This is a genomic window from Streptomyces sp. NPDC017520 (assembly GCF_044329855.1).
Taxonomy (GTDB): domain Bacteria; phylum Actinomycetota; class Actinomycetes; order Streptomycetales; family Streptomycetaceae; genus Streptomyces.
Window position 1 is genome coordinate 50,018 of record NZ_JBIRKB010000011.1, and the last position, 26,388, is coordinate 76,405.

The following is a 26,388-nucleotide window of genomic DNA, read 5'->3' on the forward strand; positions in this document are numbered from 1 at the left end:
GCCCCGGACGGATTCCCCGTCCGGGGCCGCCGCCTGTGCCAGGTCAGCCCAGCGGGGTGTCCAGGACCGCCTTGCGGTGGCTGAACGTCTCCAGGGAGTACGGCCCGTGGTAGCTGCCCATGCCGCTCTCGCCGACCCCGCCGAACGGCAGGTCCGTGACGGTGAGATGGGCCAGCGGCAGACCGATGCCGACCGCCCCCGAGGACGTCTCGGCCAGCAGCCGCTCCCGTACGGTGTCGGATTCGGTGAACGCGTACAGCGCCAGCGGCTTGTCCCGGTCGTTGATGAAGCCGATCGCCTCGTCCAGGCCGGCCACCGTGACCAGCGGCAGGATCGGCCCGAAGATCTCCTCGCCCATCACCGGCGCGTCCGGGGCGACGTCGGCCAGCACGGTCGGCGCGATGTACTTCGTCGCCCGGTCGTGGACGCCTCCCGCCACCGTCCGGCCGGAGTCCAGCAGCCCGGTCAGCCGGTCGAAGTGGCGCTCGTTCACGATCCTCCCGTACTCGGGGTGGTCCGCCGGGTCCGCGCCGAACCGCTTCTCCACCGCGCCCGCCAGCGCGTCCGCGAGGGCCGGCGCGGTCTCCGGGTCGGTCAGGACGTAGTCGGGGGCCACGCAGGTCTGCCCGGCGTTGAGGAACTTCCCCGAGACCAGCCGGGCGGCCACCGCCGCCAGGTCCGTGCCCCGGTCGACGAAGGCAGGGGACTTGCCGCCCAGCTCCAGGGTGACGGGCGTCAGATGCTTCGCGGCGGCGGTCATCACGATCCGCCCGACCGTGCCGTTGCCGGTGTAGAAGATGTGGTCGAAGCGCTGTTCCAGCAGGGCCGTCGTCTCCTCGACCGCGCCCTCGACGACCGCGACCGCCTCGGGGTCCAGGTAGCGCGGCAGCAGCCGGGCCACGGCGGCGGAGGTCGCGGGCGCCAGCTCGCTGGGTTTGGCCACCACGCAGTTCCCTGCCGCGAGCGCGCCGACGACCGGGGCGAGCAGCAGTTGCACCGGGTAGTTCCACGGCGCGATGACCAGGACGACGCCGAGCGGCTCCAGCACGGTACGTGCCTCGGCGCCGGTGGGGGCGAGGTGCGGCGGTACGGGGGCGGGCTCGGGGCGCAGCCAGTCGGCCAGGTGCTCCAGCGTGTGGTCGATCTCCCGCACCGTGAAGTCGATCTCGGTGCGGTACGCCTCCTTGCGGCCCTTGCCGAGATCGGCGCGCAGCGCGTCCGCGAGATCGTCGCCGTGCTCGGTGAGGAGGGCGCGCAGCCGCTCCAGCTGGTCCGTGCGCCAGGCGAGGTCCTTGGTGCGGCCGGTGCGGAAGGAGGCCCGGAGGCGGGCGACGATGTCGGCGGGGGTCTCGGACATGTGGGGGCTCCTCAGGGGTGGGCGCGCGGGGCGGGCCCGCGCTGCTGCTACCCCTCCGAGGATGGCCGACGACGCCCCCACGACGTGCTCACCGCGCCGGTCGGAAAGATCACCCCGGCGGGCCGGAATACCCGGTCAGGACGTGGGTCAGGAAGTGGGTCAGGACGTGGGCGGGGTCTTGTCGTCGGGGCCCGTGCCGCCGTCGCGGCGGCCCCGCTCCTCCTCGGCTTCGGCCTCGGCGTCCTTGTCGTCCTTGAGCGACTTGAGGAAATCCGGGTTGTCGTCCGGGGCCACCCACTGCTGCCGCCCGCGCCGCTGCCAGGAGCCGGGTCCGGTGCCCCCGGCCCGGTTGTGGCGCTTCTTGCCGACGGCGAGCCACACGACCGGGCCGACGATCCAGAACAGCAGGATGATGAAGACCCAGGCGATCTTCGGCAGATGCTTGGTGTCCTCCTCCGTGGTGTTCAGGCAGTCGATGAACGCGTAGATCGTCAGAGCCAGCGGGACGATGAACATCAGGGCTCTCATGGTGCGTCCCCCAGGAAGCGGCGGTGGGCGGGATGAAGCCCGGTGTCGCGGCCAGGGTACCGGCTCGGCATGAAGGAACCGGGGCGCGAAGCCGGACCCGCGGGCGCGTGCGCGGAAGGGCCACGTTCGACTTCGGGACCGCCGCCCTACGGGGCGGGCGCGTGCGCGGGAGGGCGGCGGACTTTCGGCGCGCGGCGCGGGGGGAGCCCCGGCGGGGCGGCGTGGGCGGGGATGACAAACTGGACCGCATGGCTTACGACGATCTTCGCTCCCTGCTCCGGGCTCTTGAGCGCGATGGTGATCTCAAGCGCGTCAAGGTCGAGGTCGACCCCCACCTGGAGGTCGGCGAGATCGTCGACCGGGTCAACAAGGCGGGTGGGCCCGCCCTGCTGTTCGAGAACGTCAAGGGGTCCTCGATGCCCCTGGCCATGAACGTCTTCGGTACCGACCGGCGCCTGCTGAAGGCCCTCGGGCTGAAGTCGTACAGCGACATCAGCGACAAGATCGGCGGACTCCTCAAGCCGGAGCTGCCGCAGGGCTTCGTCGGGGTGCGGGAGGCCTTCGGGAAGCTCGGCTCGATGGTGCACGTGCCGCCGAAGAAGGTGAAGACCGGTGACGCGCCCGTCCAGGAGGTGGTGCTGACCGGCGACGACGTCGACCTGGACCAGCTGCCCGCGCTGTTCACCTGGCCCGAGGACGGCGGCTCCTTCTTCAACCTCGGCCTCACCCACACCAAGCACCCCGAGAACGGCGTCCGGAACCTGGGCCTCTACCGGCTCCAGCGCCACGACAAGCGCACCATCGGGATGCACTGGCAGATCCACAAGGACAGCGCCAACCACTACCAGGTCGCGGCGAGGCGCGGTGAGCGGCTGCCCGTCGCCATCGCCTTCGGCTGCCCGCCCGCCGTGACGTACGCCTCCACCGCGCCGCTGCCCGGGGACATCGACGAGTACCTCTTCGCCGGGTTCGTCCAGGGCAAGCGGATCGAGATGGTCGACTGCAAGACCGTGCCGCTCCAGGTCCCCGCGCAGGCGGAGGTCGTCATCGAGGGCTGGCTGGAGCCGGGCGAGATGCTCCCCGAGGGCCCGTTCGGCGACCACACGGGCTTCTACACCCCGCAGGAACCGTTCCCCGCACTGACCATCGACTGCGTCACCATGCGCAAGCGGCCGCTGCTCCAGTCCATCGTGGTGGGCCGCCCGCCGACCGAGGACGGGCCGCTGGGCCGGGCCACGGAACGTTTCTTCCTGCCGCTGCTGAAGATCATCGTGCCGGACATCGTGGACTACCACCTTCCCGAGGCGGGCGGCTTCCACAACTGCGCGATCGTCTCGATCGACAAGAAGTACCCGAAGCACGCCCAGAAGGTGATGAGCGCGATCTGGGGCGCGCACATGATGTCGCTGACCAAGCTGATCGTGGTGGTCGACTCCGACTGCGACGTCCACGACCTCCACGAGGTCGCCTGGCGGGCGCTCGGCAACACCGACTACGCCCGCGACCTCACCGTCACCGAAGGGCCGGTCGACCACCTGGACCACGCCTCGTACCAGCAGTTCTGGGGCGGCAAGGCGGGCATCGACGCCACGAGGAAGCTGCCCACCGAGGGCTACACCCGGGACGGCGGATGGCCGGAGATGGTCGTCTCCGACCCGGAGACGGCGGCGAAGGTCGACCGCCGCTGGAAGGAATACGGGCTGTGAGCAGTACGGCGGAAGCGGCGTCCGTTCCCGGGCCCGCGCCCTCGGACAGCAAGGTGAAGGCCTTTCTGCGGCTCGTGATGATCGAGCACTCGGTCTTCGCGCTGCCCTTCGCGTACATCGCCGCGCTGACCGCGATGTTCCTGCTGGACGGCTCCATCCACTGGGGCACGCTGCTGCTCGTCACGCTGGCGATGGTGGGGCTGCGGACGTTCGCGATGGCCGCCAACCGGATCATCGACCGGGAGATCGACGCCCGGAACCCGCGCACCGCGGGCCGTGAGCTGGTGACCGGCGCGGTGTCGGTGAAGTCCGCGTGGACCGGTGCGCTCGTCGCGCTGGTCGTCTTCCTGGGCGCGGCGGCCCTGCTCAATCCGCTGTGCCTGGTGCTCGCGCCGCTGGCCGTCGTGCCGATGGTGGTCTATCCGTACGGCAAGCGGTTCACGAATTTCCCGCACGCCATCCTGGGCCTCGCGCAGGCCATCGGGCCGGTCGGCGCCTGGCTCGCCGTGACCGGAAGCTGGTCGTGGGACGCGGTGATCCTCGGGCTCGCCGTGGGGATCTGGATCGGCGGCTTCGACCTGATCTTCGCCTGCCAGGATGTTCAGGCGGACCGGGCCCACGGGGTGCTCTCCTTCCCGGCGCGCTTCGGGATCCCGGCGGCGCTGTGGGGCGCGCGGGTGTGCCACGTGGTCACGACCGGGCTGCTGGTGTGGTTCGGTCTGGCCACGGACGCCGAGGTCTTCTACTGGATCGGCATGGCGATCGTCGCGGTGGCGTTCGTCTACGAGCACCGGGTGGTGCGGCCGCACGATCTGTCCCGGCTCAACCGGGCGTTCTTCTCGGTGAACGGCTTCATCGGCATCGCGCTGTTCGCCTGCGCGCTGCTCGACCTGCTGGTGCGCGGCCTGGCGCCGTGAGGCCCTTCAGACCGTGACCAGGTTGTCCGGTGTGCGGCGCGGGCGGCGGAAGAGGAAGGCCGCCGCCACCCCGCCGGCCAGCCCGAACAGGTGGCCCTGCCAGCTGACGCCCGAGTCGGTCGGCAGGACGCCCCACAGCAGCGAGCCGTAGACCACGGCGACGCCGACGCCTATGAGGACGTCCCAGGGGCGGCGGTCCACGAAGCCGCGGACCAGGAGATAGCCGAGCAGCCCGAAGACCACGCCGGACGCGCCGAGCGTGATCGTGTTCGCCGGGGCGGTCAGCCAGACGCCGAGGCCGCTGACCAGGATGACCGTCACGACGACGGCGGCGAACCGGCGGAGCCCCGCGAGGGCGGCGATGAAGCCGAGGACCAGCAGCGGGACGCTGTTGGAGGCCAGGTGCTCCCAGCCGCTGTGCAGGAACGCGGCGGGCACCACGTCCCGCAGCTCCGGCACCTCGCGCGGGCTGATGCCGTAGGTGTCCAGGGCGTTGCCCGTGGCGGTGTCGATCCCTTCGAGGATCCAGAGCAGGGCCACCCAGCCCGCCATCAGGAGCCCTGCGGTCAGGGCCCGCGCACCGCCGGTGGCGCCGTTGCCCGTGGTCCGGTCGGTGGTCCAGTAGTCGCCCATGGTCAGCCCCTGCCCCCGGTTGCCCGTCACCCGGTGAACGTCTGCGGCGCCCGCCCGGTTCCGGGTGCCGGGCGCGAGGGCGTGCCGGATAGGCTCGCAGATGTGGAATCCAGGACTTCAGTGACTCAACAGCAGCGACGGCCTTGGATTGTCGGGGTGTCCGGTGCTTCGGGTACCCCGTTCGCGGCGGCCGTTCTGCGCGGGCTGCTCGCGGCGGGCGAGAGCGTGGACCTGGTGGTGAGCCGGGCCTCGCGGCTCACGCTGCTGGACGAGACCGGCATCGCGTTCCGGGACGGGCACTGGCGCGAGGATCTGCGGACCTGGCTGGAGCGGGGGGCCGACGGGAAGCCGGACGCGTTCGCGGTCGGGGACGCCGAGCTGGAGCGCGTACGCCACTGGCCCGCCGGTGATCTGGCGGCCGGGCCGTCCTCCGGGTCGTACCCGGCGAAGGGGATGCTCATCGTGCCGGCCTCGACGGCCTGTGTGGCCGGAGTGGCGCTCGGTCTGTCGAAGGATCTGCTCCAGCGGGCCGCGAGCGTGACGCTCAAGGAGCGCCGCCCGCTCGTCGTCGCGGTGCGCGAGACCCCGCTGAGCGGCCAGACGCTGAAGCAGATGGTGGCCCTGGACGAGGCGGGCGCGATCGTGCTGCCCGCCTCTCCGGCGTTCTACGCGGGTGCGACGCATATCCAGGATCTGGTGGATTTCGTCGCGGGGCGGGTGCTGGACGCGGGAGGCGTGCCGCACCGGCTGTACCGCCGTTGGGAAGGAGAGCTCGGTGGCGGTTCCCGAGGCCCTCAGGACCGATAGGCCCTGGCCGGACAGTCAGGCAGTCAGGCAGGTCCCGGTCGGGCAGGTGCTGGTCAGCGCTTCTTGTGCGCGCGCGGGGTGCGGGTCTTGTCGACGCGGTGCGCGGCGGCGGGCTGGTGGGCACGCGAGCGGTTGGCCAGGTCCTGCAGCTCGCGCATCCGGGCGTAGGCCATCTCGATCGTGTACACGGTGAAGTTCACTCCTGAAGATTCGAAAGCATTTTTTGGATGTTCTAGAAGATTTACAGGGCATCAGCCCTGCATGCCTTAGATTCTACACGTAAACTCGCGGTACTGCTGAACAATGGAAGGTTTCAGTCATATGGACGCGGTGGACAGGCAGCTCATCCAGGCCCTCAGGGAGAACGGCAGGGCCTCGTACGCCGAGCTGGGACGGCTCGTGGGGCTCTCCGGGCCCAGCGTCACCGACCGCATCAACCGGCTGGAAACCGCCGGGGTCATCACCGGCTACCGCGCCACCGTCGACTCCGCGTCGCTGGGGCTCGGCGTGACCGCGCTGATCGGGATCTCCCTGTCGGACGCGGCCGACCACGAGGACGTCGCGCGCCGGCTGAAGGACCTCGCGGAGATCGAGGACGCCTGGTTCATCGCGGGCGACGACTCGTACATGCTGAAGGTCCGGGTCGGTGACGTGGACGGTCTGGAGAAGACGATCCGCCGCCTCAGCGGAACGAAGGGCGTCTCCCGGACGCGTACGACGATCGTGCTCTCCACCAAGTGGGAGAACCGGGTCGGAGAACTCCCCGAAGAGGCCTAGGCGCGGAGCGCCGTAGAGGGGGCACCTCCCGCCCGAAGGGTGGGGGAGTACGGTTGGCCGGAGTCTGATACACGGAGATATGGGAGGCGCCCTAGTGGACGCGGGACTCAAGCGCGAGCTGGAGGAGAAGGTCCGGGCCGGCGAGCGGCTGACCCGCGAGGACGGGGTCGCCCTCTACGCGTCCGACGACCTGGCGTGGCTCGGCGGGCTGGCGCACGAGGTGCGCACGCGCAAGAACGGCGACGTGGTGCACTTCAACGTCAACCGTCACCTCAACATGACCAACGTGTGCACCGCCTCGTGCGCGTACTGCTCGTTCCAGCGCAAGCCGGGCGAGAAGGACGCGTACACGATGCGCATCGAGGAGGCCGTCCGCCTCGCCAAGGCGATGGAGGGCGAGAACCTCACCGAGCTGCACATCGTCAACGGACTCCACCCGACGCTGCCGTGGCGCTACTACCCGCGCTCGCTCAGCGCGCTGAAGGAAGCCCTTCCGGACGTCGCGCTGAAGGCGTTCACGGCGACGGAGATCCACCACTTCGAGACGATCTCCGGCCTCTCGGCCTCCGAGATCCTCGACGAGCTGATCGAGGCCGGTCTCGAATCGCTGACCGGCGGCGGCGCGGAGATCTTCGACTGGGAGGTCCGCCAGCACATCGTCGACCACCGCACCCACTGGGAGGACTGGTCGCGCATCCACCGCCTCGCGCACGAGAAGGGGCTCAAGACCCCCGCGACGATGCTGTACGGGCACATCGAGGAGCCCCGTCACCGCGTCGACCACGTGCTGCGGCTGCGGGAGATGCAGGACGAGACCGGCGGCTTCCAGGTCTTCATCCCGCTGCGCTACCAGCACGACTTCGTGGACATGAAGGACGGCAAGGTCCGCAACAAGCTGCAGGCGCGCACCACGATGGCGACCGGCGCCGAGGCGCTGAAGACCTTCGCGGTCTCCCGGCTGCTCTTCGACAACGTGCCGCACGTCAAGGTGTTCTGGGTGATGCACGGTGTGCAGACCGCCCAGCTCGCGCTCCAGCACGGCGCGGACGACATGGACGGCTCGGTCGTCGAGTACAAGATCACGCATGACGCCGACGACTTCGGCACGCCGAACAAGCTCGGCCGCGAGGATCTGCTGGACCTGATCCGCGACGCCGGTTTCCGGCCGGTCGAGCGGAACACCCGGTACGAGATCCTGCGCGAGTACCCGGGCCCGGAGGCGGACCGCCGCGAGTCGCCGCAGCCGATGCGCGTCTGACGCCCACCCTGCCCGACCCCGCAGGGCGAGAAAGCCCCGGCCGCCGACCCGGCCGGGGCTTTCTCGCGCTCCGGGCAGGGTTGAGCCCTACGGGTCGTAATGGTTACTCTGCCACTATGGCACTTACTTTCGAGCTGGATCCCTCCTTCACCCCTGCCCTGCGCGACGGCATCACCGCCCTCTGGGCCGACGTCAGCAACGCGGGCGGAGCCGTCGGCTTCGTTCCGCCCGTCACGGCCGAGGACATCCGGCCCGAGCTGCTGAAGCATCTGGTCGCCATCGAGGGGGGCCGCACCCGGCTGCTCGTCGGCCGCGACGAGGAGGGCGCCGTCGCCGCCACCGCCTTCCTCGCCCTCAACGACCACCGGCTGATGAAGCACTGGCTGTGGCTCTACACCGTCATGGTCCACCCCCGCCACCAGGGCAAGGGGTACGGCCGCGACCTCATGGCCGCCGCCGCCGACGCCGCCCGCTCCGTCGAGGGCATCGAGGCGATCCGCCTCACCTGCCGGGGCGGCACCGGCGCCGACCGCTTCTACGCCGCCTGCGGATACAAGGAGGTCGGCCGGGTGCCGGACGCGATCCGGGTCGCCCCCCACGACGACCGGGACGACGTCATCATGCTGCTGCCCCTGGGCCCGGCGGTCTCTTGAGTCAGGGCTCAGGGGACTCGGGGTGGGCCCGGCAACCCCCTGAACCGAGAGAATTCGGGCCATGCTTCACTGGACGGGCAGAAGCGTGTCGAGAGTCCATGGGAAGAGAGAGGGCCAGCCGTGTCCGCTGCCAAGCCGAGCGCCTTGATCCGTTACACGGCGTTGCGCCTGCTGATCTTCGTCGGCTGCTTCCTCGCCGCCGGTGTCGCCGTCCACTTCGGGCTGGTGCCGGCAGGGCTCGGAGGCTCCAACGTCGTCTGGGTGATCCTCCTCGGTCTCCTTCTCTCCGCCCCGCTCAGCTACGTGCTGCTGCGCAGGCAGCGCGACGAGATGTCCGAGCAGATCGTCTCCACCGTCGACCGCACCAAGGCGCGCCTCGACGCCAACCGCACCCGCGAGGACGCGGTCCAGTAACGCCCGTGACGCCTGTAGACGCCACGTAAGCTTCCTCACACACGCGCTCCGCGCGCACCCCTTCTCCGCCGGACCCCGGGCGGGAGCCAACAGGCTCCAGCACCGGGGTCCGCGGCGTTCTCCCACTGTTCTCCGGCACCGTGCCGCCTGACCGTCCAAGCGCACTTGACCTGGAGCGCGCTCCAGATCCGAGGATGGGGGGCATGGATATCACCAGCACTGGCCCCCAGATCGTCCTCGGGACGATGGACTTCGGTACCCGCGTCGGCCCTGAGGAAGCTTTCGCGATCCTTGATGCGTTCGTCGGCGAAGGCGGTGTCTGGCTCGACACCGCGAACTGTTACTCCTTCTGGGTCGATTCGAGTGGTGTCGGCGGTGCCAGCGAGCGCGTCATCGGCGCGTGGCTCCGAGCGCGCCCCGGCGCGCGCGACGTCGTGCGGATCGCGACGAAGGTCAGGCACAATCCGCTCGTCCCGCACTCCTGGCCGCAGAGCGCCGAAGGGCTTTCCGCCCCCGCCGTGCGAAGCGGTGCCGAAGAGAGTCTGAAACGTCTCGGGGTCGATCACGTCGATCTCCTCTGGGCTCACGCCGAGGACCGCACCGTGCCGCTGGAGGAGACCGTCGGCGCTTTCGGCGAGCTGGTCACGAAGGGAGCGGCCCTGCGGATCGGGGCGGCGAACCATGCTGCCTGGCGCGTCGAACGCGCCCGCTCACTCGCCGGGGAGCAGGGCGTGGAACCGTGGACGGCCCTGCAACTGCGCCACTCACTCGTTCAGCCGCGCCCGCTCACCCCCCTCGCGGAGGGCGGCCATCGCCTGCTCACTGACGATGACCTGGACTTCGCGCAGTCGCAGGGGCTCACTGTGTGGTCGTACAGCTCACTGATGTGGGGTTCCTACGTGCGCCCCGACAAGCCGCTTCCGGAGACCTATGATCATCCCGGTACCACTCGGGTGCTCTCGGTCCTGGACGACGTGGCCAGTGAGCTGGGGGCCACGAGGAACCAAGTCGTCCTCGCCTGGCTGATGCGCCGGGGGATCGACCCCATCGTCGGCGTGAGCCGGGTGGAACAGATCGACGAGGCGCTGGCCGCACGCCGTGTGCGGCTCGGCGACGAGCACCTGGCCCGCTTCGCCGAAGCGCGGTAGCAGTCATCGAGCAAGGAAGCCCCGTGGCCACCCTCCTCACACCGGCGGCGGCGGCCGACCGCACCGGTGTCTCCCTCGACACACTGCGCTACTACGAGCGCGAAGGGCTGATCGGACCCATTCGGCGTTCCCCCGGCGGGCGCAGGGAGTACACCGAGGACGACGTCTTCTGGATCGGCTTGGTCACGTGCTTTCGTGACGCCGGCCTCGGCATCGCGGACCTGCGGGAATTCGTCGCCATGCTGCGCACCGAGCATTCCGCGCAGGACCGGGTCGCCTTCCTCCGCGAGCGCCGTGCCTCCCTGGAACAGCGAGTGGCGGCGCTGTCCCGGGCCATGGACGTCCTCGACGACAAGATCGCTTACTACAGCTGAGTGCGGAGGGCCCGCACTCGCTCCGCGCACCGCCCACCACGCCCACCCGCCGTCCCGAACCGCTCGCCGTCTTCCGACGACGTCAGTGGCACGACGTCCGTGCCCTGGCCCAGACAGGCGGACGAACCCGCGGCATGCCCCGCTGCCGCCTCGCCCGGTCGCACGACGCCCCCGTCGAAGACCGGGCGAGGCGCACGGCAACAGCCCGCCCCGCCGGTGACGACAAGCCCGCCTGTGTGACGCTTGTCGGGGCTCCGGATCACCTTTCGGCCGACGGAGCCATGCCCGCCGGCCAAAGAAGCACTTTGAGGTTCCCAAAGTTCAAGTGTTAACGTATTCGATGTGAAGACAGCTGTGCGCCTCCGTCATGCCGCGAGCATCCCGCTCGTGGCGCGCCTGCATGTCGATCTCTGCCGCTGTATGTCCGCGGTCTGTTGCCGCGAGGTCTGATACGGCATCATGCAGCGGCGCCGCCCCTCGACGCGGGCGCCGCGACCCCGTCCCCGTTCCACCGCACGACCGCACGGTTGCCTCCGTGCGTCCCGATGCGTCCCCAGTTGGAGTGTGTCCGTGTCCGCGAACCCCGCGTCCGCCGCCCCCGAGGCTGAGCAGCCCACCGGCTCCGGCCCCGGTTTCCGTATACCCAGGGTCCCGTTCTGGGCCCAGATCGTCGCCGGTCTGGTCCTCGGCGTGCTGCTCGGCTGGCTGGCCCGCAGCCAGGACCTCGGCTGGCTCGTCACCACCCTCGACGAGATCGGCTCGCTCTTCGTCCAGCTGCTGAAGCTGGCCGTCGCCCCGCTGGTCTTCTTCGCGATCCTCGTGTCGATCACCAACCTGCGCCAGGTCAACAACGCCGCCCGGCTCGCGACCCGCACCCTGCTCTGGTTCATGATCACCTCGCTGATCGCGGTCGCCATCGGCCTCGTGATCGGTCTGGTCACCAACCCGGGCTCCGGTACCGGCCTCACGCCGAAGGACGGCGCGCTCTCCGAGACCAAGGGCAGCTGGATCGACTTCCTGACCGGCATCGTCCCGGACAACGTGATCACGCCGTTCACCGAGCTGAACGTGCTCCAGATCGTGTTCATGGCCGCCGTCGCCGGTATCGCCGCCCTCAAGCTCGGCGACAAGGCCCAGCCGATCCTCACCCTCAGCCAGTCGATCCTGGAACTGCTCCAGAAGGCCCTGTGGTGGGTCATCCGCCTCGCCCCGATCGGCACCGTCGGCCTCATCGGCTACGCCATCGCCGACTACGGCTGGGACCTCATCGGCAAGTACGCGACCTTCACCGCCGACGTCTACATCGGCTGCGCCCTGGTGATGTTCGGCGTCTACCCGCTGCTCCTGGCCACCGTCGCCAAGGTCAGCCCGCTCCAGTTCTTCAAGGGCGCCTGGCCCGCGATCCAGCTCGCCTTCGTCTCCCGCTCCTCGGTCGGCACCATGCCGGTCACCCAGCGGGTCACCGAGCGCCTCGGCGTTCCGAAGGAGTACGCCTCCTTCGCCGTGCCGTTCGGCGCGACCACGAAGATGGACGGCTGCGCCGCGATCTACCCGGCGCTGGCGGCGATCTTCATCGCGCAGATCTTCGACGTGCAGCTGGGCATCGGCGACTACCTCCTGATCGCCTTCGTCTCGGTGATCGGCTCGGCGGCCACCGCCGGTCTCACCGGCGCGACGGTCATGCTGACCCTCACCCTGTCCACGCTGGGCCTCCCGCTGGAGGGCGTCGGCCTGCTGATGGCCATCGACCCGATCCTGGACATGATGCGCACCGCCACCAACGTGGCCGGCCAGGCGCTGGTCCCGGTGCTCGTCTCGGCCCGGGAGAAGATCCTCGACCACGACGCGTACAACTCGGCCTCCTCCTCCCCGATCGACTCCTTCGGTGACAGCAACCAGGACGAGGTCCGCGACGCGGAGCCCAAGAGCGCGGTGCCCGTCACCGCCTAGCACCATTCGGCCCCAGCAGTCCTGTCGGCGCCCTCGGACCACGTACGGAACGTGGTCCGAGGGCGCTGCCGTGTTCCGCGTACGGTCAGGGACGCTGGAAGAGGACCTCCGGGTCGGCCGGGTTCGGGCCGTTCAGCAGCGGGGCCGGCCGGCCGCGCAGGCTCCGGTCGAAGAAGGCCGTCACATAGCTCCGGGTGATCGTGGTCGAGCGCGCGGCGGAGAGCGGCGCGTCCGGGTCCTCGATGCCGAGCTGCTCACCGATCTCGGGGATGTCCGTGAAGGTGAAGTGCCCGGAGTCCCGCACCGTCAGCCACCGCTTCCAGCCGTCCAGCCGGTCCCAGGCCTCGTCCCAGGACGTGTCGGAGCCGGGACCGTGCCCGGGGTCGGTGCCCAGCATGAGGAACGGCCGCCCGTCCATTCCCCGGGCGGGGGCCGGGTCGAAGAACGTGCCGTCCATGTTGGCCCCCGCGTCCACCCGCCGGTCGGCGGCCATCGTGGAGGAGGCCGCGTTGCCCCCGATGGAGTGGCCCGCCATGCCCACCCGGCGCGGGTCGATCGTCCGGGCGTGCCGCCACGCCGGGTCCGGGCCGGTCAGCCGGTCCAGCAGGAACGAGAAGTCGTCGGCCCGCCCGGCGGAGACGTCGGCCAGGACCTCCCGCCGCGCGGCCTGGTCGGGCTGCGCGTCCACCTTGTCGCAGGCCGCACACGTGAGGACCCGCCCGTCGGGCAGTTGCGTACCGGTCGACTCGTACGGGTGGTCGGCGGTCGCCACGACGTAACCCCGGCTCGCCAGTTCCTCCGCGAGCCCGGTCAGCGTGGCCCGGGGCGTGCCGAAGCCGGGGGAGAGCAGGACCAGCGGGAAGCGTCCCGGGGCCGGCCGGGCCGCCGTACGGGCATGGGTGCTGGTGGCGCTGACCCGCTCGGGCGGCACGACGCCCTCAAGACCGCGCTGCGCGAGCATCAGCCGCGCCTCTTCCTCCGTCATGTACGGGGCCGGGTCGCCGCCGGTGCCGGGGCGGGCCGGGTAGTTCAGCGACACCAGCAACTGGCGCGGCCCGGCGGCCGGTACCCATGGGTCGGTGCGCGCGTGGTCGGTCAGGAGGAGGGTGTCGCGGCCGGTGGCGTACGGGCCGGTGGGGCGCGGGAGCTGAGGGGCTCTCGCCCCGGCCAGGGTGCCCGGGGCGGCGGAGGCGGGGGCTAAGGCGGCGGCCGGCGCCGGGCCGCCGGACGCCGAGGCGGGCGCGGCCGTGGCCAGCGCGGCCAGAGCGGTCAGGGCGAGCGCCGCGGCGGCGACCCCGGCCGGGCTGTTGCGGAGGGAGATCGTCATGTCCGCAACGCTAGGCAGGTGACCGGACGGGCACATCGGACGCCGGGTGGACCCGCTGTCGGACCAGGGGATGACCCCTCTCCTCCGCCGGTCGCACCCGGCCGCCCCCGCCGCCGGTGATCGCTCGCCACGGCGCGGGGCCGCGCGCCGCCGTACCCTGGGGCGGGAGCAGGGCAGTGGGGGCGGGGAGGATCCGGACGTGGGTGCAGTGAAGAGCAAACGGATGCCGCGCGCCGTGCGCGAGCAGCAGATGATGGACGCCGCGGTGCGGACCTTCGGCCGGCGCGGCTACCGGGCCGCCTCGATGGACGAGATCGCGGAGCTGGCCGGGGTGTCCAAGCCGTTGGTCTACCTGTATCTGAATTCCAAGGAAGAGCTGTTCTCCGCCTGCATCCGCCGCGAGGCGAACGCCCTGCTGGAGGCGGTGCGGGCCGGGGCGGAACCGGGGCTGCCCGCCGACGGCCAACTGTGGGCGGGGCTGCGGGCGTTCTTCCTCCACACCGCCGAGAATCCGGACGGCTGGTCGGTCCTGCACCGCCAGGCGCGTTCGCACGGGGAGCCGTTCGTCAGTGAGCTCGGCTCCATGCGGGACGAGATCGTCGCGTTCGTGACGGGGCTGATCGGGGCCGCCGCCCGCGAGGCGCACAGTGACCCCGCACTCGCGGACCGGGACGTGGCGGGGCTCGCGCAGGCGCTGGTGGGCGCGGCGGAGTCGCTGGCGGGCTGGGCCAACGACACCCCGGACGTCTCGGCGAAGGAGGCCGCGGAGACCCTCATGAACTTCGCCTGGGCGGGCCTGGAGAACCTGATGCACGCCCGGCCGTGGACCCCGCCGGCTCCTTGAGGGCTGTCCCGCAATTCCCGGCGGGCGCGCGACGACAGCTACGGCACCTCGCCGCGTTGTCGGGACGTCCCCATACATCCAGTAGGGGGACGTCCCTCCGCCTTGCGATGCACCGCAGCTGACGCCGCGCGCTGATCCCCCGGGAATTGCGGGACAGCCCTCAGGCCCTGTCCACCGACCCGACGAGGTGCACGCGCCCGTCGGGGCCGCGCAGTTCGAAGGCGCTTCCGGCGGCGTCGGCCGCGTACGTCACGGTGGCGGGGAGCAGGACGGGAGCTCTGAAGTCGGCCCGTACGGAACGGATCGAGGCCTGGTCGCCGGCCTCGGCCAGGCAGCGGGCGACCGTCCACATGCCGTGCGCGATGGCCCGGGGGAAGCCGAACAGCCGGGCGGTCAGCGGGTGCAGATGGATCGGGTTGCGGTCTCCGGAGACAGCACCGTACCGCCGTCCCAGACCACCGGGGAGCCGCCACTCGGCACGGGCGGGCAGAGCGTCGGCGGCCGGTGGGGCGGCGGTGACGGGACGTTGTACGGCTGCCGCCCCGCCTGACACCCCGCCCGGCGTCGAGCGGCCCCCGGGCGCGTTGTCCGGCGTCGCCCCGCCCCCGGGCGCGTTGTCCGGCGTCGCCCGTCGGCGCCGGGACAGGTAGCCGCTGCGCGACTCCCATACCAGCTCCCCGCCCACCCGGGCCTCGGTCGTCATCGTGACCTCGGCGCCCCGCCAGTGTGGCGTCAACTCCTGCGCGTACACCGTTAGTTCGACTGGCTCGGTGGGCCCTGCGGCACGGTGCGGGGTGATCTCGATCCAGGTGTGGACGAGCCCGAGCACCGGCAGCGGGAAGGCGCGTCCGGTCATCAGCCGCATGGTCAGCGGGAAGGCCAGGACATGCGGGTACGTGAGCGGCAGCGCGCCGGACTCCGGGAACCCGCAGATCCTCCCGTACGCGGCGAGGGGGCCGGGCGCGGCGGGCGCGGCCGGGCGGGTGAGGCGGCCGGGGGGCAGCGTGGCGTCCGGGCGTCCGGCGCGCTTGAAGGGGGAGGTGAGGGCCCCGCGCGCGAGCGAGGCGCTGAGCGAGGTCATCGGACTCACGCCCCCAGCAGGCTCTGGCCGCAGACGCGCAGCACCTGGCCGTTGACCGCCCCGGAGGCGGGGTGGGCGAACCAGGCGACGGCCTCGGCGACGTCGGCCGGAAGCCCGCCCTGGGAGAGGGAGTTCATCCGGCGGCCCGCCTCGCGGATGAGGAAGGGCACGGCGGCGGTCATCCTCGTCTCGATGAAGCCGGGGGCCACCGCGTTGACGGTGACGCCGTGCTCGGCGGCGGCGCGCGGGCCGAGCGAGCGGACGAGGCCGATGACGCCCGCCTTGCTTGCCGCGTAGTTGGTCTGGCCGTCGTTGCCCGCGATGCCCGCGATGGAGGCGGTGGCGACGATCCGGCCGCCCCGGTTCAGGGCGCCCGCGGCCAGGAGCTCGTCGGTGGTGCGGAGCACGCTGTCGAGGTTGACCTCGATGACCTGGGCCCAGCGTTCGGCCGGCATGTTGGCGAGGCGGCGGTCGCGGGTGATGCCCGCGTTGTGGACGAGGACGTCGAGCCCGTCCGGTGCGACGGCGGCGATGCGGGCCGCGGCGTCGGGTGCGGTGATGTCCAGCGGCAGCGCGGTGGCCCCGAGCCGGTCGGCGGTGCGCACCAGGTCGTCCTGGGCCCCCGGAACGTCCAGCGCGATCACGTGCGCCCCGTCGCGGGCCAGCACCGAGGCGACGGACGCGCCGATGCCCCGGGCCGCTCCGGTGACCAGGGCGGTACGGCCGGCGAGCGGGGCCGACCGGTCGGGCGCGGAGCCCGGGGCGGCGGCGGTCAGCTCGATCACCTGGCCGCTGACGTACGCGGAGCGGGGGGAGAGCAGGAAGCACAGGGTGGACTCGGCGGCTTCCGGCGTCGCGTCGGCCGGGAGCCGCACGAGCTGGACCGTGGAGCCCCGCCCGACCTCTTTGCCCAGCGACCGGACGAAACCCTCCAACGCCTGCTGGGCAGCGGCCTGATGGTGGTCCTCCACGGTCGGCGGCGTGCCGAGGACGACGATCCGGCCACCGGGAGCCAGCGACCGTACGACGGGATGGAGGGCGGCGTGCACCCCGGCGAGTCCCCGGGCGGAGGCGACCCCGGTGGCGTCCAGGACGATCCCGGCGGGCCGCGTCGGCCGCTCCTCGATGGTGAGCCCGGTCGTGGCCAGCACCTTCGCCAGGCCGTCCCCGATGGCCGAGGTCCCGGCGGTCAGGTGCAGCAGCGGTCCGACCAGGCGCGGCGTCTCCAGGGTCCAGCGGCGCAGCGGGGCGGGCTGCGGCAGGCCGAGCCGCCGGGTGAGGAAGCGGCCGGGTGCTGTGCCGGTGAGGTGCAGATAGCGATCGGCCATTGTCCTGACTCCCTGCTCGGTCGTAGATTTACTCTTGAGTAAGGTTACTTAAGAGTCAGGAGCTGGTCGAGATGATGCACCATCCCGAACCGACCGAGACGAGATGGTCACGGTGACGAGCCCGCGACCGCCGATTCCCCTCGCCCTGCCGCAGCCGCGCCGCGTGGCGGTCATCGGCGGCAGCCGCACCCCCTTCGCCCGCTCCGACGGCCCGTACGCGACCGCCTCCAACCAGGACCTGCTGACGGCCGCGCTCGACGGCCTCGTGGAGCGCCACGGCCTGGCCGGGGAGCGGGTCGGGGCGTTCGTCGCGGGGGCGGTCCTCAAGCACAGCCGCGACTTCAATCTGGCGAGGGAGACGGTCCTCGGCTCCGCGCTCGACCCGCGCACCCCGGCGTACGACGTCCAACAGGCCTGCGGCACGGGCCTCCAGGCGGTGATCGCCGCCGCCAGCACCATCGCGCTCGGCTCCGTCGACTCGGCGATCGCGGGCGGCTCCGACACCACCAGCGACGCCCCGCTCGGCGTCAACGACGAACTGCGCCGCATCCTGCTCGCCGCCCGCCGCGCGAAGACGACGGGAGCCCGCCTCAAGGCGCTCGCCGCCGTCCGCCCCCGCCACCTCGTCCCGGACATCCCGCGCAACGCCGAACCCCGCACCGGCTTGTCGATGGGCGAGCACGCCGCCGTCACCGCCCGCCGCTGGGCGGTGGCCCGCCAGGACCAGGACCTGCTGGCCGCCACCAGCCACCAGCGCTTGGCCGCCGCGTACGAACGGGGCTTCCTGGACGACCTGGTGATCCCGTACCGGGGCCTGGCCCGCGACCAGAACCTGCGCCCCGGGTCGACGGTCGAGCAACTGGCGAAGCTCAAGCCGGTGTTCGGGGTGCCCGGCCCCAACCCCACCATGACAGCGGGAAATTCCACTCCGCTGACGGACGGAGCGGCGACCGTCCTGCTGGCGACGGAGGAGTGGGCGCGGGAGCGGGGTCTGGAACCGCTCGCGTACCTCTCTCTGTACGAGACGGCGGCCGTGGACTACGTGGACGGCGACGACGGCCTCCTCATGGCCCCGGCGCACGCGGTGCCGCGCCTGCTGGAGCGGGCCGGCCTGGGCATCGAGGACTTCGACCTGTACGAGATCCACGAGGCGTTCGCCTCCCAGGTGCTGGCCACCCTCGCCGCCTGGGAGAAGCAGGGCCTGGCTCCGGTGGACCGGACCCGGCTGAACGTGGCCGGTTCCTCCCTGGCCACCGGCCACCCCTTCGCCGCGACGGGCGCCCGGATCGTCGCCACTCTGGCCAAGCTCCTCGCGGAACGGGGCACGCCCGGCCGGGGACTGATCTCGATCTGCGCGGCGGGCGGCCAGGGGGTGACCGCCATCCTGGAACGCCCCTGACCTGCTTGCCTCTTGCCGCATCCCTGCCGGACGGACGACCCGGCGAACCGACCCGCCCGACCCCCGAACCGAGGAGCCGCACGTGTCAACGCCACCTTCCGCTGCCGCAACCGCCCCCGCAGCCACGCCCGTTCTGGTCGAGCCGACGAAGAAGCGAGGCCCCGACGGGAGGGTCCAGGAGGTCTCCGTACCGAAGTTCGCACCGGCCGTGGAGCGCGGCTCGCTGGCCGAGATCCCGTTCGACAACGCCCGACAGGCCCCGTCGGACCCGGTGCTCAGCCGCAAGGACGCCGAGGGCACGTGGCAGGACGTGACGGCCGCCGAGTTCGCCGCCGAGGTGCTGGCGGTGGCCAAGGGCCTGATGGCGGAAGGACTTCGGGCGGGAGACCGGGTCGCGATCATGGCCCGGACGACGTACGAGTGGACGCTGCTGGACTTCGCGTCGTGGGCGGCCGGCCTGGTGACGGTCCCCATCTACCCGACCTCCTCCGCGTTCCAGGTCCGCTGGATCCTCCAGGACTCGGGCGCGGTGGCGTGCGCGGTGGAGACGAAGGAACAGGGCCGCGTGATCAGCCAGGAGCGCAAGCAGCTCGACGGCCTGGCGCACCTGTGGCAGTTCGACACCGGGGCGATCGGCCGGCTCAAGTCCCTCGGCCAGGACCTCCCGGACGCGGCGGTGGCGGCCCGCAGGGCCTCCCTGGAACCGGACACGCCCGCCACCCTGATCTACACGTCGGGCACCACGGGCCGCCCGAAGGGCTGCGTCCTGACCCACGGCAACTTCTTCGCCGAGGTCGACAACGCGATCGAACTCCTCCACCCGGTCTTCAAGTCGGTCTCGAAGGACCCCGCCTCCACCCTCCTCTTCCTCCCCCTCTCACACGTCTTCGGCCGCATGGTGGCGATCGGCTGCATGCGGGCCAGGGTGCGCCTGGGCCACGCCCCGTCCATCCGGACGGAGGACCTTCTCGCCGATCTAGCGGGCTTCCGCCCGACTTTCCTCCTCGCCATCCCGTACGTCCTGGAGAAGGTCTACAACACGGGCCGGGCGACGGCCGAGAAGATGGGCCGGGCCTCGTCGTTCGACCGCGCGGCCCGCATAGCCCAGCGCTACGGCAAGGCGGTCGAGGCCGCCGAACACGGCACGGGCCCCGGCCCGGGCGTCGGCCTGCGCGCCGCCCGCGCCCTGTACGACCCGCTGGTCTACCGCCGCATCCGGGCGGCGCTCGGCGGCAGGGTCCGGTACGTGATCTGCGGCGGCTCCCCGCTCGGCCGCCGGCTCGCCGCGTTCTACGAGGGCGCGGGCATCGGTATCTTCGAGGGCTACGGACTCACGGAGACCACGGCCGCCCACACGGTGACCCCGCCCCTCAAACCCCGGCTGGGCACGGTCGGGTGGCCACTGCCCGGTACGTCGGTGCGCATCGCGGAGGACGGCGAGGTGCTTCTGCGGGGCGGCCAGGTCTTCCGGGGCTACTGGGACGGCGAACGGGCGCAGGTGACCCCGGCACTCCTGCCGGACGACTGGTTCCCCACGGGCGACCTGGGCGCACTGGACGACGACGGTTATCTGACGATCACGGGCCGCAAGAAGGACATCATCATCACGTCGGGCGGCAAGAACGTCACCCCGGCCCCGCTGGAGGACTGGCTGCGCGCCCACCCCCTGGTCAGCCAGTGCATGGTCGTCGGCGACAACCGCTCGTTCATCACCGCCCTGCTCACGCTGGAGCCGGACGGCCTCCAGCACTGGCGCCGGATGACCAAGAAGGAGGACATCCCGCTGCGGGACCTGGTCCACGACGAGGACCTGCGCACATCGCTCCAGAAGGCGGTCGACGAGGCGAACCGCCTGGTCTCCCGCGCGGAGTCGATCCGTAGGTTCACGGTCCTGCCGGTGGACTTCACGGAGGAGACGGGCCACCTGACGCCGTCGCTGAAGCTGAAGCGGGACGCGATCGCGCGGGACTTCGCGGGGGAGATCGAGGCGTTGTACCGGAAGTGAGGGGGCGGGGGGAGGGCCGGCCCTGAGAGCCGCTTCAGGAGAGCGGTGCTCAACTCCTCGTGCACCGGTTCGCCCTCGCGCCGGGCCCGGCCCGCGCGGGGGCCCGAGCCCGGCCCGGGCGGAACCGGTCAGGCCGGCTGGAGGACGTCGCAGGAGCAGTGGCGGAACTCCAGGCCGAGCTCCCGGTCCACGGCCGCGCTCGAACGGGTGGCGGCTTCGGAGACCTTCTCCCACGAGCCGTACTTCAGGTAGAGCTGGTCCGCCGTCGGGCCGAGCGGGTTCCCGTACTTCTTCTGGTTGCGTGCCTCCAGCTCCGCGACCTGCTCGGGGGTCATGCCGGCGCGGACGACGTCCTTGGCGTCATTGCGCATCTGGACCAGAGCCCGGGCGATGTCCTCCTCCGAGCGCCCTTCGGCGCGCATGGCGCACTCCGTGCGTTCCATGTCCTCAAGGAGGTCGTGATAGCGCATCCGCTGATCGCGGGCGACCTCGCGCTCCTGCGGCGTCTCGCTCCGGATCAGGCACACGACCGGTTCCGGACTGGTGCAGTCACCGTGCTGCGGGGCCGCCTGCGAGACGGGCGCGACGACGACCGAACCGCAGCCGGCGGACGACGCGCACGCGTGCGCCGTGTGCTCGGCGGCGGAGGCGGAGTGAAGGGGCAGGAAGATGACTTGGGCGACCAGCAGCATGGGAACCACGCGGCGGGCCAGCGAACGCAGACCGTTCGGCGATGTGTTCAGTGACATGCGCTCATGGTTCGGCACACCACGACGGGACCGAAGCATGGCGAGGCCGGACCACCCCTGCGGGCGGCGGACTCCACTCCGCCGGGTGAAGGCGGAGCGGGCACGCTGTGGCGAGTGGCCTCCTCAGAGATCGTCGGGCAGGCCCAGGTCGGGGAGCTGGATGGCGCCCATGGGGTCGGTCGGGTAAGGAGGGACATCGTCGTCGGTAATGGGAACAACGCGCGCGACGGCGGTGCCGTTCTTGGTGACGGTGATGGTCTCGCCGCGTGCTGCCGCGGCGAGGATCTGTGAGGATCGCTGATGGAAATCTCGGGCGGTGGTCTCCATGGATTACATGTACTACATATTGATCCACGCATCTCCGGAGCATGACCGGGAGACCGACGGCCTGACCCCCGGCACCTCCGGTCAGGCCGACAGCAGCGCCGTCCATGTGCTCCCCCGCGCCTCCCTCGCCCACCCGCACACGCGGCTGGCCGAGCGCGGAGCCCCGCCTCTGGCGCATCACTCGAAGAACTTCAGGCTCCAGCCCTTGTCGGACGTGGGGCCGGGGACGTTGGCGCGCGAGTAGGTGGTGTCGCCCCACCAGGCGAAGGTGCCGGTGTACCAGTGACGGTTGGCCCAGGAGTACGGGGTGCCCTTCGCGACCGCGTGGTACATCGACGGGAACTTCGGCCCGGCGGGCGGGCTGGTGCCGATGTCCCCGTGGAGCAGCACGAAGGTGTGGTGACCGGGGCCGTTCACGTGCAACGTCGGGTCCCAACCGGCCATCATCGTCGCGCGGTTGGAGCCGAACAGGCAGCCGTTCGACTTGTACCAGTCCCATACGTACGTGGGGTCGCCGCCCTTGCGCAGCCGCAGATCGGCCAGGCAGTACTGGTCGCTCCAACTGCCGTTGGCGGAGTACGTGATGTGCAGCTGCCCGTTCGGATCCCTGATGGCCTACGGGCTCTCGTTGATGAACGGGTTGCCGACCACCCGCTCCCAGCTCTCGCGCGGCTGCGAGATGACGTACCGCGCACCGGTGGGCTGGGTCGGGCTGCTCATCCGGGCGATGTAGAGGTTCTGCTCGACGTTGGTGTCGCCGGCCCACCCGGACCAGACGAACCAGCGCTGTCCCTCGAACGTGAACAGGGTGCCGTCGATGGCCCATTTGCCGTCGGGGAGGGCGAGTTGGGTCTCCGCCCCGTACCCGCTGTCGGGCGAGGCGGAGCTGATGACGAACATGCGGTGGGCGGCCCCGACGCCGGCGGTGAAGTAGATGTAGTACCGCCCGCCGTCCATCACGATCTCGGGTGCCCAGACCTCACCCCGGCCCCGGCTGTCCGACCAGACCTGCCGGGCGGGCGCGGTGGCCAGTCCGTCCGTGGACGACGCCTGCCGTACGACGATGCCGCCGCCGGTCGACTGGACGCCGACGTACGTACCGCCCACCCGCAACACGCTGGGATCGGCCGCGCGGAGGCTGGCCTGCCCCTGCGGTGCGGCCTCGGTGGAGGGCTGCGCGCCCTGGGCGGTGTCGGGGGGCGAGAGGAAGAGCGTCGAGGCGAGGGCGCCGGCCAGCGCGAGCGCGCCGAGGCCGGACGGGCGGCGGAAGGGATCTCTGAGCTTGCGCATGGGGTCGCTCCTGGGGTGGGGGGCTCGATGACGGCAACGGTGGCGGCGGTGACGGGGACGGTGACGACGACTGCCATGACGATTTACATCGATAGAAGAGCGCTCTCGCAGAATCCCGTCAGGGGACGTCCCTGTCAACGACCCTGCGCGGAGCGGCCGTTCAGAACTGAAGTGCGAGGATCAGGCGCCGCGCGGTCCTGGCGTCGATCGAGCCCAGCTCCAGGAGGCCAGGGGTGTGCTCCTGTACGGATACGGGGAGGGTGCCGCCGCCGGTGGCCTGCGGGAAGGTGTGGTCGAGCATGGCCATCACGGTGCCGGCGTCAGCGCCTGTGCCCGCCTCCGCGCCCGGCTGCTCGGTGGTCGGCGGCACCGCACCCAGGAGCCGGGCCAGGCGTGCGGCGTCGTCGACGCGGACGGGGCCGAGGGTGATGCGGCCGCGCTCGACCCGGAGTCCGGGGAGGTCGATCCGGTATCCCTCGCAGATCTCGCGCAGGGCGCGGGCGGTCTTGAGGGCGCGCTTGGTGCCGGTGCGGATCAGGCGGGCGAGCTGGCGTGCGTCGGCGGGGTCGAGAGGCGCGATCCGTACGCCGTTCCCCGCGTCCGCGTCCGTGACCCCCGCGCGCAGCCCGGCCTCGCTGAGCGCGGCGCGCAACTCGGCGGAGGGGGACGGGGGTGCGGGCTGCGTGTGCGTGGGTGCGGGCGTGTCCGTGTCGGTCATGCGTGGCTCCTGAGCGGCTGGTGGTTCGGTAACAGGGGGAGGGCGGAGACCGGGTACGCGGTCCGGCGCCAGGCTCCTTCGTGGGCCGCCGGCTCGTACGCGTACCGCTGGCCCCGCCGTAGGCAGCGGACGGCGGCCTCGGCGGTGTGACGGGCGTCGAGCCAGGTCCGGGCCCGGTGCCGGGCGACGCGGTCGAGGTCCGGCGTCAGCCCTCGTACGGATTCACGCATCCAGGTGACGGCCTGGCCGGGCGCGGTGGTGAGGAGGTCGTCCGGGGGTGGGGCGGTCGGGGTGCCGGTGCTGTCGGCGTGGCACCAATTGGCGCGCGGCAGGGCCCTGTTCACGCCGAGTACGCGGGCGCCGGGGCGAGGATGTCGGCCCAGACGTCCTTGCCGTCCCGCCGCATCACGGTGCCGCACTGCGCCGCGAGCGCGGCGATCAGGAGGACCCCGCGCCCGTTCTCCTCGTTCCACTCGGGGGCGCGGCGTTCGGGCGGCCGGGTGTCGGAGTCGCTGACGGTGACGCGTACGCCGTCGGGCTTGCGGCGGAGCGTGATCGTGCAGAGCGGCGACCCGGTGTGCCGCATGACGTTGGTGAGGAGCTCGTGGGCGCAGAGAGTGGCGGCGTCGCTCAGGTCGCGCAGGTCCCAGAGGTCGAGGTGGGCGCTGACGATGCGCCGCATGATCGCGAGCGTCTCGGGGCGGGCGACGAGTTCCTGGCGGTAGTCGGGCGGGGCGGGGTCGGTGGTGGGGGTGACGGTCATCGGTTCCTCCGGAACGAAGTGAGTAGCGCACCACTGATCAACAGTCCGTGGTCGATCAGGCGCTTTCGGCCACGGGGAGGATGGTGCCGCGCGAAGCGTCACTTAGGCAAGTATTCCTTCGCTATGTCATCCGAGAGGGTGCAAGTTTCCGAAGTGTGTTGTGCCTGCCCGGACTTGGCCTTCAGGATGGCGCCATGGCTCAGAGCGACATGCCCACGATGCGGAGCCGCCGACTCGGCGGTGAACTGCGACAGCTACGGCTGCACGCCGGCCTCAAGGTCCAGGACGCGGCGGAGGCGCTGGAGTGCGGGCAGCCCAAGATCAGCCAGATCGAGAACGGTAAGCGGGGCATCCGCCCGCTCGACCTGACGACCCTCCTCAACCTCTACGGAGTGGAGGACGAACGGCAGCGAGCCAGCCTGAAGCGGCTGGCGAAGGAGATCCACAAGGTCGACTGGTGGAGCGGTCAAGGGCCCTTCCTCCACGACGTTCTCAAGGACTACCTGATGCTGGAGGCAGACTCCCAAGCTGTTCGCACGTTCGAGCCGATGGTCATTCCGGGGTTGCTCCAGACCGAGGCGTACATGCGCCACCTGTTCGAGGTTGCTTCACCCGCTGACCAAGTGGAGTTCCTCGTCGAGACCCGCATGAAGCGCAAGGAGTTGCTCGACGACAGGCTCGGTTTCAGGCTCCGAGCCGTGATCGACGCCCCTGCACTGCACCGCATCGGCGGGGGCCCGGATCTGGTTTCCGGGCAGTTGACACACCTGCTGGAAGCAGGCTCGTCGTCGAATGTCAGCATTCAGATACTGCCGTTGAAATCCGCGCTGCCGATGGAGCAGTACGCGCCGTTCACCGTCTTCGGGCTGCAGGCCGATCCGCCGGTGGAAGTGGTGTGGTTGGAGCACATCACCGGTGGTACGTTGCTGGAGCAGCGGCCTGATGTGCAGGCGTACATCAAGGCATGGGACGAATTGACTGCTGCCGCGCTGTCACCCACCGCATCTCGGCAGTACATTCGCGAGCTCATCGAGGAAACCAGATCATGATCGAGGACTCGGCTTCCCGGGTTTCGGAGACCGGGCTTGAACGCGCACGCTGGCACAAGAGCACGTACAGCGGGTCGAACAACGGCTGTGTCGAGCATGCCGTCCTGCCCTCCGGCCGCCACGCGGTCCGCGACACCAAAGACCGCGCCCTGGGTGCGCACACCTTCGCCCCGGCGCAGTGGCAGGCCTTCGTCATCGCCGTACGGGACGGCTCCCTCTGAGAAACGGCTGACTGGCTAGAGTCGGCCGTGCTTCCCAGCGCTCCGAGGTGTTGCCCCAGCAGGGTGGTGCGGACCGATCTCAGCGGCAGTCGGGTGGGTCGAGCGCATCCAGGGCGGCCTTGATCAGCCTTCGGGCGGCCGCACCGTAGACGGCCGATTCCGCCGGCTCGGAGAAGGTCGCAGCGTAGGAAGCCACCTCGCTCGGAGCCGTAATGGTCGGACAACCCGAAACCGGGCGCACCGCACGAGCCGGGGAGCAAACAGTGAAAGAAGACTTGCCGGAGATCGTCCGGGCCGACGAGTGGACGCCTCTCGTCATCCGGACCGACTACACCGATGACTCCGCGTGGAGCGAGGTCATCGCCGAGCTGGGACGCGTCGTCGGGGGCAGGGAGTGGGAGCCGCCGGTGCATATGGTCGACGATCGGCGGTGGGACGGGGTCACGGGTGATGAGGCTCTTGTCGCGGCGGCGCGGGACGAGGAGCTGGGCGTGGTGTTCCTCGCCGACGGCGTCACCATGCGCTCCCCCTTGCGTCCGCTGCTCGCGCTCGATCTCGGCGCGGACGACGACCAGGACCTCGACCCGGTCTACTACCAGGAGCTCATCGACTCCCCGCCGCCCCGCGAGGTGCGTGTGGTGCCGGACGCCGTCCATATGGTCCACGGGAATCTTCAGCTCGCGAATGTGGACTTCCCCGAATTCGCCGAGGACGCCGCCGACGATCCGGACGGGGTCGTACGGGACCTGTGAGGTGCGGGTCGGC

General features: G+C 71.2%; 28 protein-coding genes and 2 pseudogenes. 17 read left to right on the forward strand and 13 right to left on the reverse strand.

Annotation, left to right across the window (positions count from 1 at the left end):
- Positions 1-43: 43 nt before the first annotated feature.
- Together ACH4KB_RS25365 and ACH4KB_RS25370 are read right to left on the reverse strand one after the other, a co-directional pair.
- Positions 44-1,357 (reverse strand): aldehyde dehydrogenase family protein, encoded by a 1,314-nt coding sequence (locus ACH4KB_RS25365; protein ID WP_398068196.1) that lies wholly within the window; start codon positions 1,355-1,357, stop codon positions 44-46.
- Positions 1,358-1,516: 159 nt separating this feature from the next.
- A complete protein-coding gene (locus tag ACH4KB_RS25370; RefSeq protein WP_398068349.1) occupies positions 1,517-1,873 on the reverse strand; it encodes a PLD nuclease N-terminal domain-containing protein in 357 nt (118 codons plus the stop codon).
- A 260-nt stretch (positions 1,874-2,133) separates the two neighbouring features.
- Between ACH4KB_RS25370 and ACH4KB_RS25375 the strand changes: the two genes are divergently transcribed.
- Together ACH4KB_RS25375 and mqnP are read left to right on the forward strand one after the other, a co-directional pair.
- Positions 2,134-3,591 carry a menaquinone biosynthesis decarboxylase gene (locus ACH4KB_RS25375; RefSeq protein ID WP_398068197.1) on the forward strand — a complete coding sequence of 486 codons (1,458 nt, stop codon included), beginning with the start codon at positions 2,134-2,136 and terminating at the stop codon, positions 3,589-3,591.
- Positions 3,588-4,508 carry a menaquinone biosynthesis prenyltransferase MqnP gene (gene mqnP, locus ACH4KB_RS25380; protein WP_398068198.1) on the forward strand — a complete coding sequence of 307 codons (921 nt, stop codon included), beginning with the start codon at positions 3,588-3,590 and terminating at the stop codon, positions 4,506-4,508. The genes ACH4KB_RS25375 and mqnP overlap by 4 nt, the downstream gene beginning before the upstream one ends.
- Before the next feature lie 6 nt (positions 4,509-4,514).
- Here mqnP and ACH4KB_RS25385 read toward each other — a convergent pair whose 3' ends face one another.
- On the reverse strand, positions 4,515-5,141 hold the full coding sequence (locus ACH4KB_RS25385; protein WP_398068350.1) for a rhomboid family intramembrane serine protease: 627 nt from the start codon (positions 5,139-5,141) through the stop codon (positions 4,515-4,517).
- Between the two features lie 120 nt (positions 5,142-5,261).
- Here ACH4KB_RS25385 and ACH4KB_RS25390 point away from each other — a divergent pair, with 120 nt between their 5' ends.
- Positions 5,262-5,948 carry a UbiX family flavin prenyltransferase gene (locus ACH4KB_RS25390; RefSeq protein WP_398068199.1) on the forward strand — a complete coding sequence of 229 codons (687 nt, stop codon included), beginning with the start codon at positions 5,262-5,264 and terminating at the stop codon, positions 5,946-5,948.
- A 53-nt stretch (positions 5,949-6,001) separates the two neighbouring features.
- Here the strand turns inward: ACH4KB_RS25390 and ACH4KB_RS25395 are convergent, their stop codons facing one another.
- Positions 6,002-6,148 (reverse strand): hypothetical protein, encoded by a 147-nt coding sequence (locus ACH4KB_RS25395; protein ID WP_007460445.1) that lies wholly within the window; start codon positions 6,146-6,148, stop codon positions 6,002-6,004.
- A gap of 121 nt (positions 6,149-6,269) precedes the next feature.
- Here ACH4KB_RS25395 and ACH4KB_RS25400 point away from each other — a divergent pair, with 121 nt between their 5' ends.
- The 7 genes from ACH4KB_RS25400 (at position 6,270) to ACH4KB_RS25430 (ending at position 12,522) form a co-directional block, all read left to right on the forward strand.
- The gene (locus ACH4KB_RS25400) at positions 6,270-6,725 is read left to right on the forward strand and encodes an Lrp/AsnC family transcriptional regulator (RefSeq protein WP_003968405.1); all 456 of its coding nucleotides are present in this window, start codon (positions 6,270-6,272) and stop codon (positions 6,723-6,725) included.
- Between the two features lie 94 nt (positions 6,726-6,819).
- Positions 6,820-7,983 (forward strand): aminofutalosine synthase MqnE, encoded by a 1,164-nt coding sequence (gene mqnE / locus ACH4KB_RS25405; protein ID WP_215106175.1) that lies wholly within the window; start codon positions 6,820-6,822, stop codon positions 7,981-7,983.
- 116 nt (positions 7,984-8,099) lie between these two features.
- Complete coding sequence (locus ACH4KB_RS25410) at positions 8,100-8,636, forward strand: GNAT family N-acetyltransferase (protein ID WP_398068200.1); 537 nt, start codon at positions 8,100-8,102, stop codon at positions 8,634-8,636.
- 120 nt (positions 8,637-8,756) lie between these two features.
- Positions 8,757-9,050, forward strand: a complete 294-nt coding sequence (locus ACH4KB_RS25415; protein ID WP_030576971.1) for a DUF4229 domain-containing protein — start codon at positions 8,757-8,759, stop codon at positions 9,048-9,050.
- 194 nt (positions 9,051-9,244) lie between these two features.
- On the forward strand, positions 9,245-10,198 hold the full coding sequence (locus tag ACH4KB_RS25420) for an aldo/keto reductase (RefSeq protein WP_398068351.1): 954 nt from the start codon (positions 9,245-9,247) through the stop codon (positions 10,196-10,198).
- Between the two features lie 23 nt (positions 10,199-10,221).
- Complete coding sequence (locus ACH4KB_RS25425) at positions 10,222-10,572, forward strand: MerR family transcriptional regulator (protein WP_398068201.1); 351 nt, start codon at positions 10,222-10,224, stop codon at positions 10,570-10,572.
- A 570-nt stretch (positions 10,573-11,142) separates the two neighbouring features.
- The gene (locus ACH4KB_RS25430; protein ID WP_398068202.1) at positions 11,143-12,522 is read left to right on the forward strand and encodes a dicarboxylate/amino acid:cation symporter; all 1,380 of its coding nucleotides are present in this window, start codon (positions 11,143-11,145) and stop codon (positions 12,520-12,522) included.
- 85 nt (positions 12,523-12,607) lie between these two features.
- Here the strand turns inward: ACH4KB_RS25430 and ACH4KB_RS25435 are convergent, their stop codons facing one another.
- Positions 12,608-13,849: an alpha/beta hydrolase family protein gene (locus tag ACH4KB_RS25435; RefSeq protein ID WP_398068203.1), complete on the reverse strand. Its 1,242-nt coding sequence runs from the start codon at positions 13,847-13,849 to the stop codon at positions 12,608-12,610.
- A 199-nt stretch (positions 13,850-14,048) separates the two neighbouring features.
- On the opposite strand from ACH4KB_RS25435, the gene ACH4KB_RS25440 reads away from it, so the two are divergent.
- Positions 14,049-14,693 carry a TetR/AcrR family transcriptional regulator gene (locus ACH4KB_RS25440; RefSeq protein WP_398068204.1) on the forward strand — a complete coding sequence of 215 codons (645 nt, stop codon included), beginning with the start codon at positions 14,049-14,051 and terminating at the stop codon, positions 14,691-14,693.
- Between the two features lie 160 nt (positions 14,694-14,853).
- Here ACH4KB_RS25440 and ACH4KB_RS25445 read toward each other — a convergent pair whose 3' ends face one another.
- Complete coding sequence (locus ACH4KB_RS25445; RefSeq protein ID WP_398068352.1) at positions 14,854-15,774, reverse strand: MaoC/PaaZ C-terminal domain-containing protein; 921 nt, start codon at positions 15,772-15,774, stop codon at positions 14,854-14,856.
- 5 nt (positions 15,775-15,779) lie between these two features.
- Positions 15,780-17,102, reverse strand: coding sequence for a 3-oxoacyl-ACP reductase (locus ACH4KB_RS25450; protein ID WP_398068205.1), 1,323 nt, complete (start codon positions 17,100-17,102; stop codon positions 15,780-15,782).
- A gap of 103 nt (positions 17,103-17,205) precedes the next feature.
- Here ACH4KB_RS25450 and ACH4KB_RS25455 point away from each other — a divergent pair, with 103 nt between their 5' ends.
- Together ACH4KB_RS25455 and ACH4KB_RS25460 are read left to right on the forward strand one after the other, a co-directional pair.
- Positions 17,206-18,501: an acetyl-CoA C-acetyltransferase gene (locus tag ACH4KB_RS25455; RefSeq protein ID WP_398068206.1), complete on the forward strand. Its 1,296-nt coding sequence runs from the start codon at positions 17,206-17,208 to the stop codon at positions 18,499-18,501.
- Positions 18,502-18,583: 82 nt separating this feature from the next.
- Positions 18,584-20,506, forward strand: coding sequence for an AMP-dependent synthetase/ligase (locus ACH4KB_RS25460; protein WP_398068207.1), 1,923 nt, complete (start codon positions 18,584-18,586; stop codon positions 20,504-20,506).
- Between the two features lie 128 nt (positions 20,507-20,634).
- On the opposite strand, the gene ACH4KB_RS25465 is transcribed toward ACH4KB_RS25460, so the two are convergent.
- Both ACH4KB_RS25465 and ACH4KB_RS25470 read right to left on the reverse strand, forming a co-directional pair.
- Positions 20,635-21,255: a hypothetical protein gene (locus ACH4KB_RS25465; protein ID WP_398068208.1), complete on the reverse strand. Its 621-nt coding sequence runs from the start codon at positions 21,253-21,255 to the stop codon at positions 20,635-20,637.
- A 123-nt stretch (positions 21,256-21,378) separates the two neighbouring features.
- Positions 21,379-21,582 carry a type II toxin-antitoxin system Phd/YefM family antitoxin gene (locus ACH4KB_RS25470; protein WP_398068209.1) on the reverse strand — a complete coding sequence of 68 codons (204 nt, stop codon included), beginning with the start codon at positions 21,580-21,582 and terminating at the stop codon, positions 21,379-21,381.
- Between the two features lie 19 nt (positions 21,583-21,601).
- Between ACH4KB_RS25470 and ACH4KB_RS25475 the strand changes: the two are divergent.
- Positions 21,602-21,757 (forward strand): annotated as a pseudogene (locus ACH4KB_RS25475) (MOSC domain-containing protein); the annotation flags it as partial.
- Positions 21,758-21,759: 2 nt separating this feature from the next.
- Here the strand turns inward: ACH4KB_RS25475 and ACH4KB_RS25480 are convergent.
- The 4 genes and pseudogenes from ACH4KB_RS25480 to ACH4KB_RS25495 form a co-directional block, all read right to left on the reverse strand.
- Positions 21,760-22,872: pseudogene (locus ACH4KB_RS25480) on the reverse strand (glycoside hydrolase family 43 protein).
- Positions 22,873-23,032: 160 nt separating this feature from the next.
- Positions 23,033-23,590 carry a hypothetical protein gene (locus tag ACH4KB_RS25485; protein ID WP_398068210.1) on the reverse strand — a complete coding sequence of 186 codons (558 nt, stop codon included), beginning with the start codon at positions 23,588-23,590 and terminating at the stop codon, positions 23,033-23,035.
- Complete coding sequence (locus ACH4KB_RS25490; protein ID WP_398068211.1) at positions 23,587-23,934, reverse strand: hypothetical protein; 348 nt, start codon at positions 23,932-23,934, stop codon at positions 23,587-23,589. Before ACH4KB_RS25490 ends, ACH4KB_RS25485 begins: the two co-directional genes overlap by 4 nt.
- A complete protein-coding gene (locus ACH4KB_RS25495) occupies positions 23,931-24,353 on the reverse strand; it encodes an ATP-binding protein (protein WP_398068212.1) in 423 nt (140 codons plus the stop codon). Before ACH4KB_RS25495 ends, ACH4KB_RS25490 begins: the two co-directional genes overlap by 4 nt.
- 194 nt (positions 24,354-24,547) lie before the next feature.
- Here ACH4KB_RS25495 and ACH4KB_RS25500 point away from each other — a divergent pair, with 194 nt between their 5' ends.
- The 3 genes from ACH4KB_RS25500 to ACH4KB_RS25510 all read left to right on the forward strand — a co-directional run bounded on the left by ACH4KB_RS25500 (position 24,548) and on the right by ACH4KB_RS25510 (position 26,375).
- Positions 24,548-25,402, forward strand: coding sequence for a helix-turn-helix domain-containing protein (locus ACH4KB_RS25500; protein WP_398068213.1), 855 nt, complete (start codon positions 24,548-24,550; stop codon positions 25,400-25,402).
- A complete protein-coding gene (locus tag ACH4KB_RS25505; protein ID WP_398068214.1) occupies positions 25,399-25,623 on the forward strand; it encodes a DUF397 domain-containing protein in 225 nt (74 codons plus the stop codon). Before ACH4KB_RS25500 ends, ACH4KB_RS25505 begins: the two co-directional genes overlap by 4 nt.
- 263 nt (positions 25,624-25,886) lie before the next feature.
- The gene (locus ACH4KB_RS25510; protein WP_398068215.1) at positions 25,887-26,375 is read left to right on the forward strand and encodes a DUF6924 domain-containing protein; all 489 of its coding nucleotides are present in this window, start codon (positions 25,887-25,889) and stop codon (positions 26,373-26,375) included.
- The last annotated feature ends 13 nt before the right edge of the window (positions 26,376-26,388 follow it).

What these genes read in the sequence shown, in the direction of transcription:
- ACH4KB_RS25450 (WP_398068205.1), bottom strand. Translation starts at nt 17,102, where the DNA reads ATGGCCGATCGCTATCTGCACCTCACCGGCACAGCACCCGGCCGCTTC.
- ACH4KB_RS25370 (WP_398068349.1), bottom strand. Translation starts at nt 1,873, where the DNA reads ATGTTCATCGTCCCGCTGGCTCTGACGATCTACGCGTTCATCGACTGC.
- ACH4KB_RS25465 (WP_398068208.1), bottom strand. Translation starts at nt 21,255, where the DNA reads ATGTCACTGAACACATCGCCGAACGGTCTGCGTTCGCTGGCCCGCCGC.
- ACH4KB_RS25400 (WP_003968405.1), top strand. Translation starts at nt 6,270, where the DNA reads ATGGACGCGGTGGACAGGCAGCTCATCCAGGCCCTCAGGGAGAACGGC.
- ACH4KB_RS25385 (WP_398068350.1), bottom strand. Translation starts at nt 5,141, where the DNA reads ATGGGCGACTACTGGACCACCGACCGGACCACGGGCAACGGCGCCACC.
- ACH4KB_RS25365 (WP_398068196.1), bottom strand. Translation starts at nt 1,357, where the DNA reads ATGTCCGAGACCCCCGCCGACATCGTCGCCCGCCTCCGGGCCTCCTTC.
- ACH4KB_RS25445 (WP_398068352.1), bottom strand. Translation starts at nt 15,774, where the DNA reads ATGACCTCGCTCAGCGCCTCGCTCGCGCGCGGGGCCCTCACCTCCCCC.
- ACH4KB_RS25495 (WP_398068212.1), bottom strand. Translation starts at nt 24,353, where the DNA reads ATGACCGTCACCCCCACCACCGACCCCGCCCCGCCCGACTACCGCCAG.
- ACH4KB_RS25455 (WP_398068206.1), top strand. Translation starts at nt 17,206, where the DNA reads ATGGTCACGGTGACGAGCCCGCGACCGCCGATTCCCCTCGCCCTGCCG.
- ACH4KB_RS25470 (WP_398068209.1), bottom strand. Translation starts at nt 21,582, where the DNA reads ATGGAGACCACCGCCCGAGATTTCCATCAGCGATCCTCACAGATCCTC.
- ACH4KB_RS25435 (WP_398068203.1), bottom strand. Translation starts at nt 13,849, where the DNA reads ATGACGATCTCCCTCCGCAACAGCCCGGCCGGGGTCGCCGCCGCGGCG.
- ACH4KB_RS25420 (WP_398068351.1), top strand. Translation starts at nt 9,245, where the DNA reads ATGGGGGGCATGGATATCACCAGCACTGGCCCCCAGATCGTCCTCGGG.
- ACH4KB_RS25505 (WP_398068214.1), top strand. Translation starts at nt 25,399, where the DNA reads ATGATCGAGGACTCGGCTTCCCGGGTTTCGGAGACCGGGCTTGAACGC.
- ACH4KB_RS25485 (WP_398068210.1), bottom strand. Translation starts at nt 23,590, where the DNA reads ATGACCGACACGGACACGCCCGCACCCACGCACACGCAGCCCGCACCC.
- ACH4KB_RS25410 (WP_398068200.1), top strand. Translation starts at nt 8,100, where the DNA reads ATGGCACTTACTTTCGAGCTGGATCCCTCCTTCACCCCTGCCCTGCGC.
- ACH4KB_RS25500 (WP_398068213.1), top strand. Translation starts at nt 24,548, where the DNA reads ATGGCTCAGAGCGACATGCCCACGATGCGGAGCCGCCGACTCGGCGGT.
- ACH4KB_RS25375 (WP_398068197.1), top strand. Translation starts at nt 2,134, where the DNA reads ATGGCTTACGACGATCTTCGCTCCCTGCTCCGGGCTCTTGAGCGCGAT.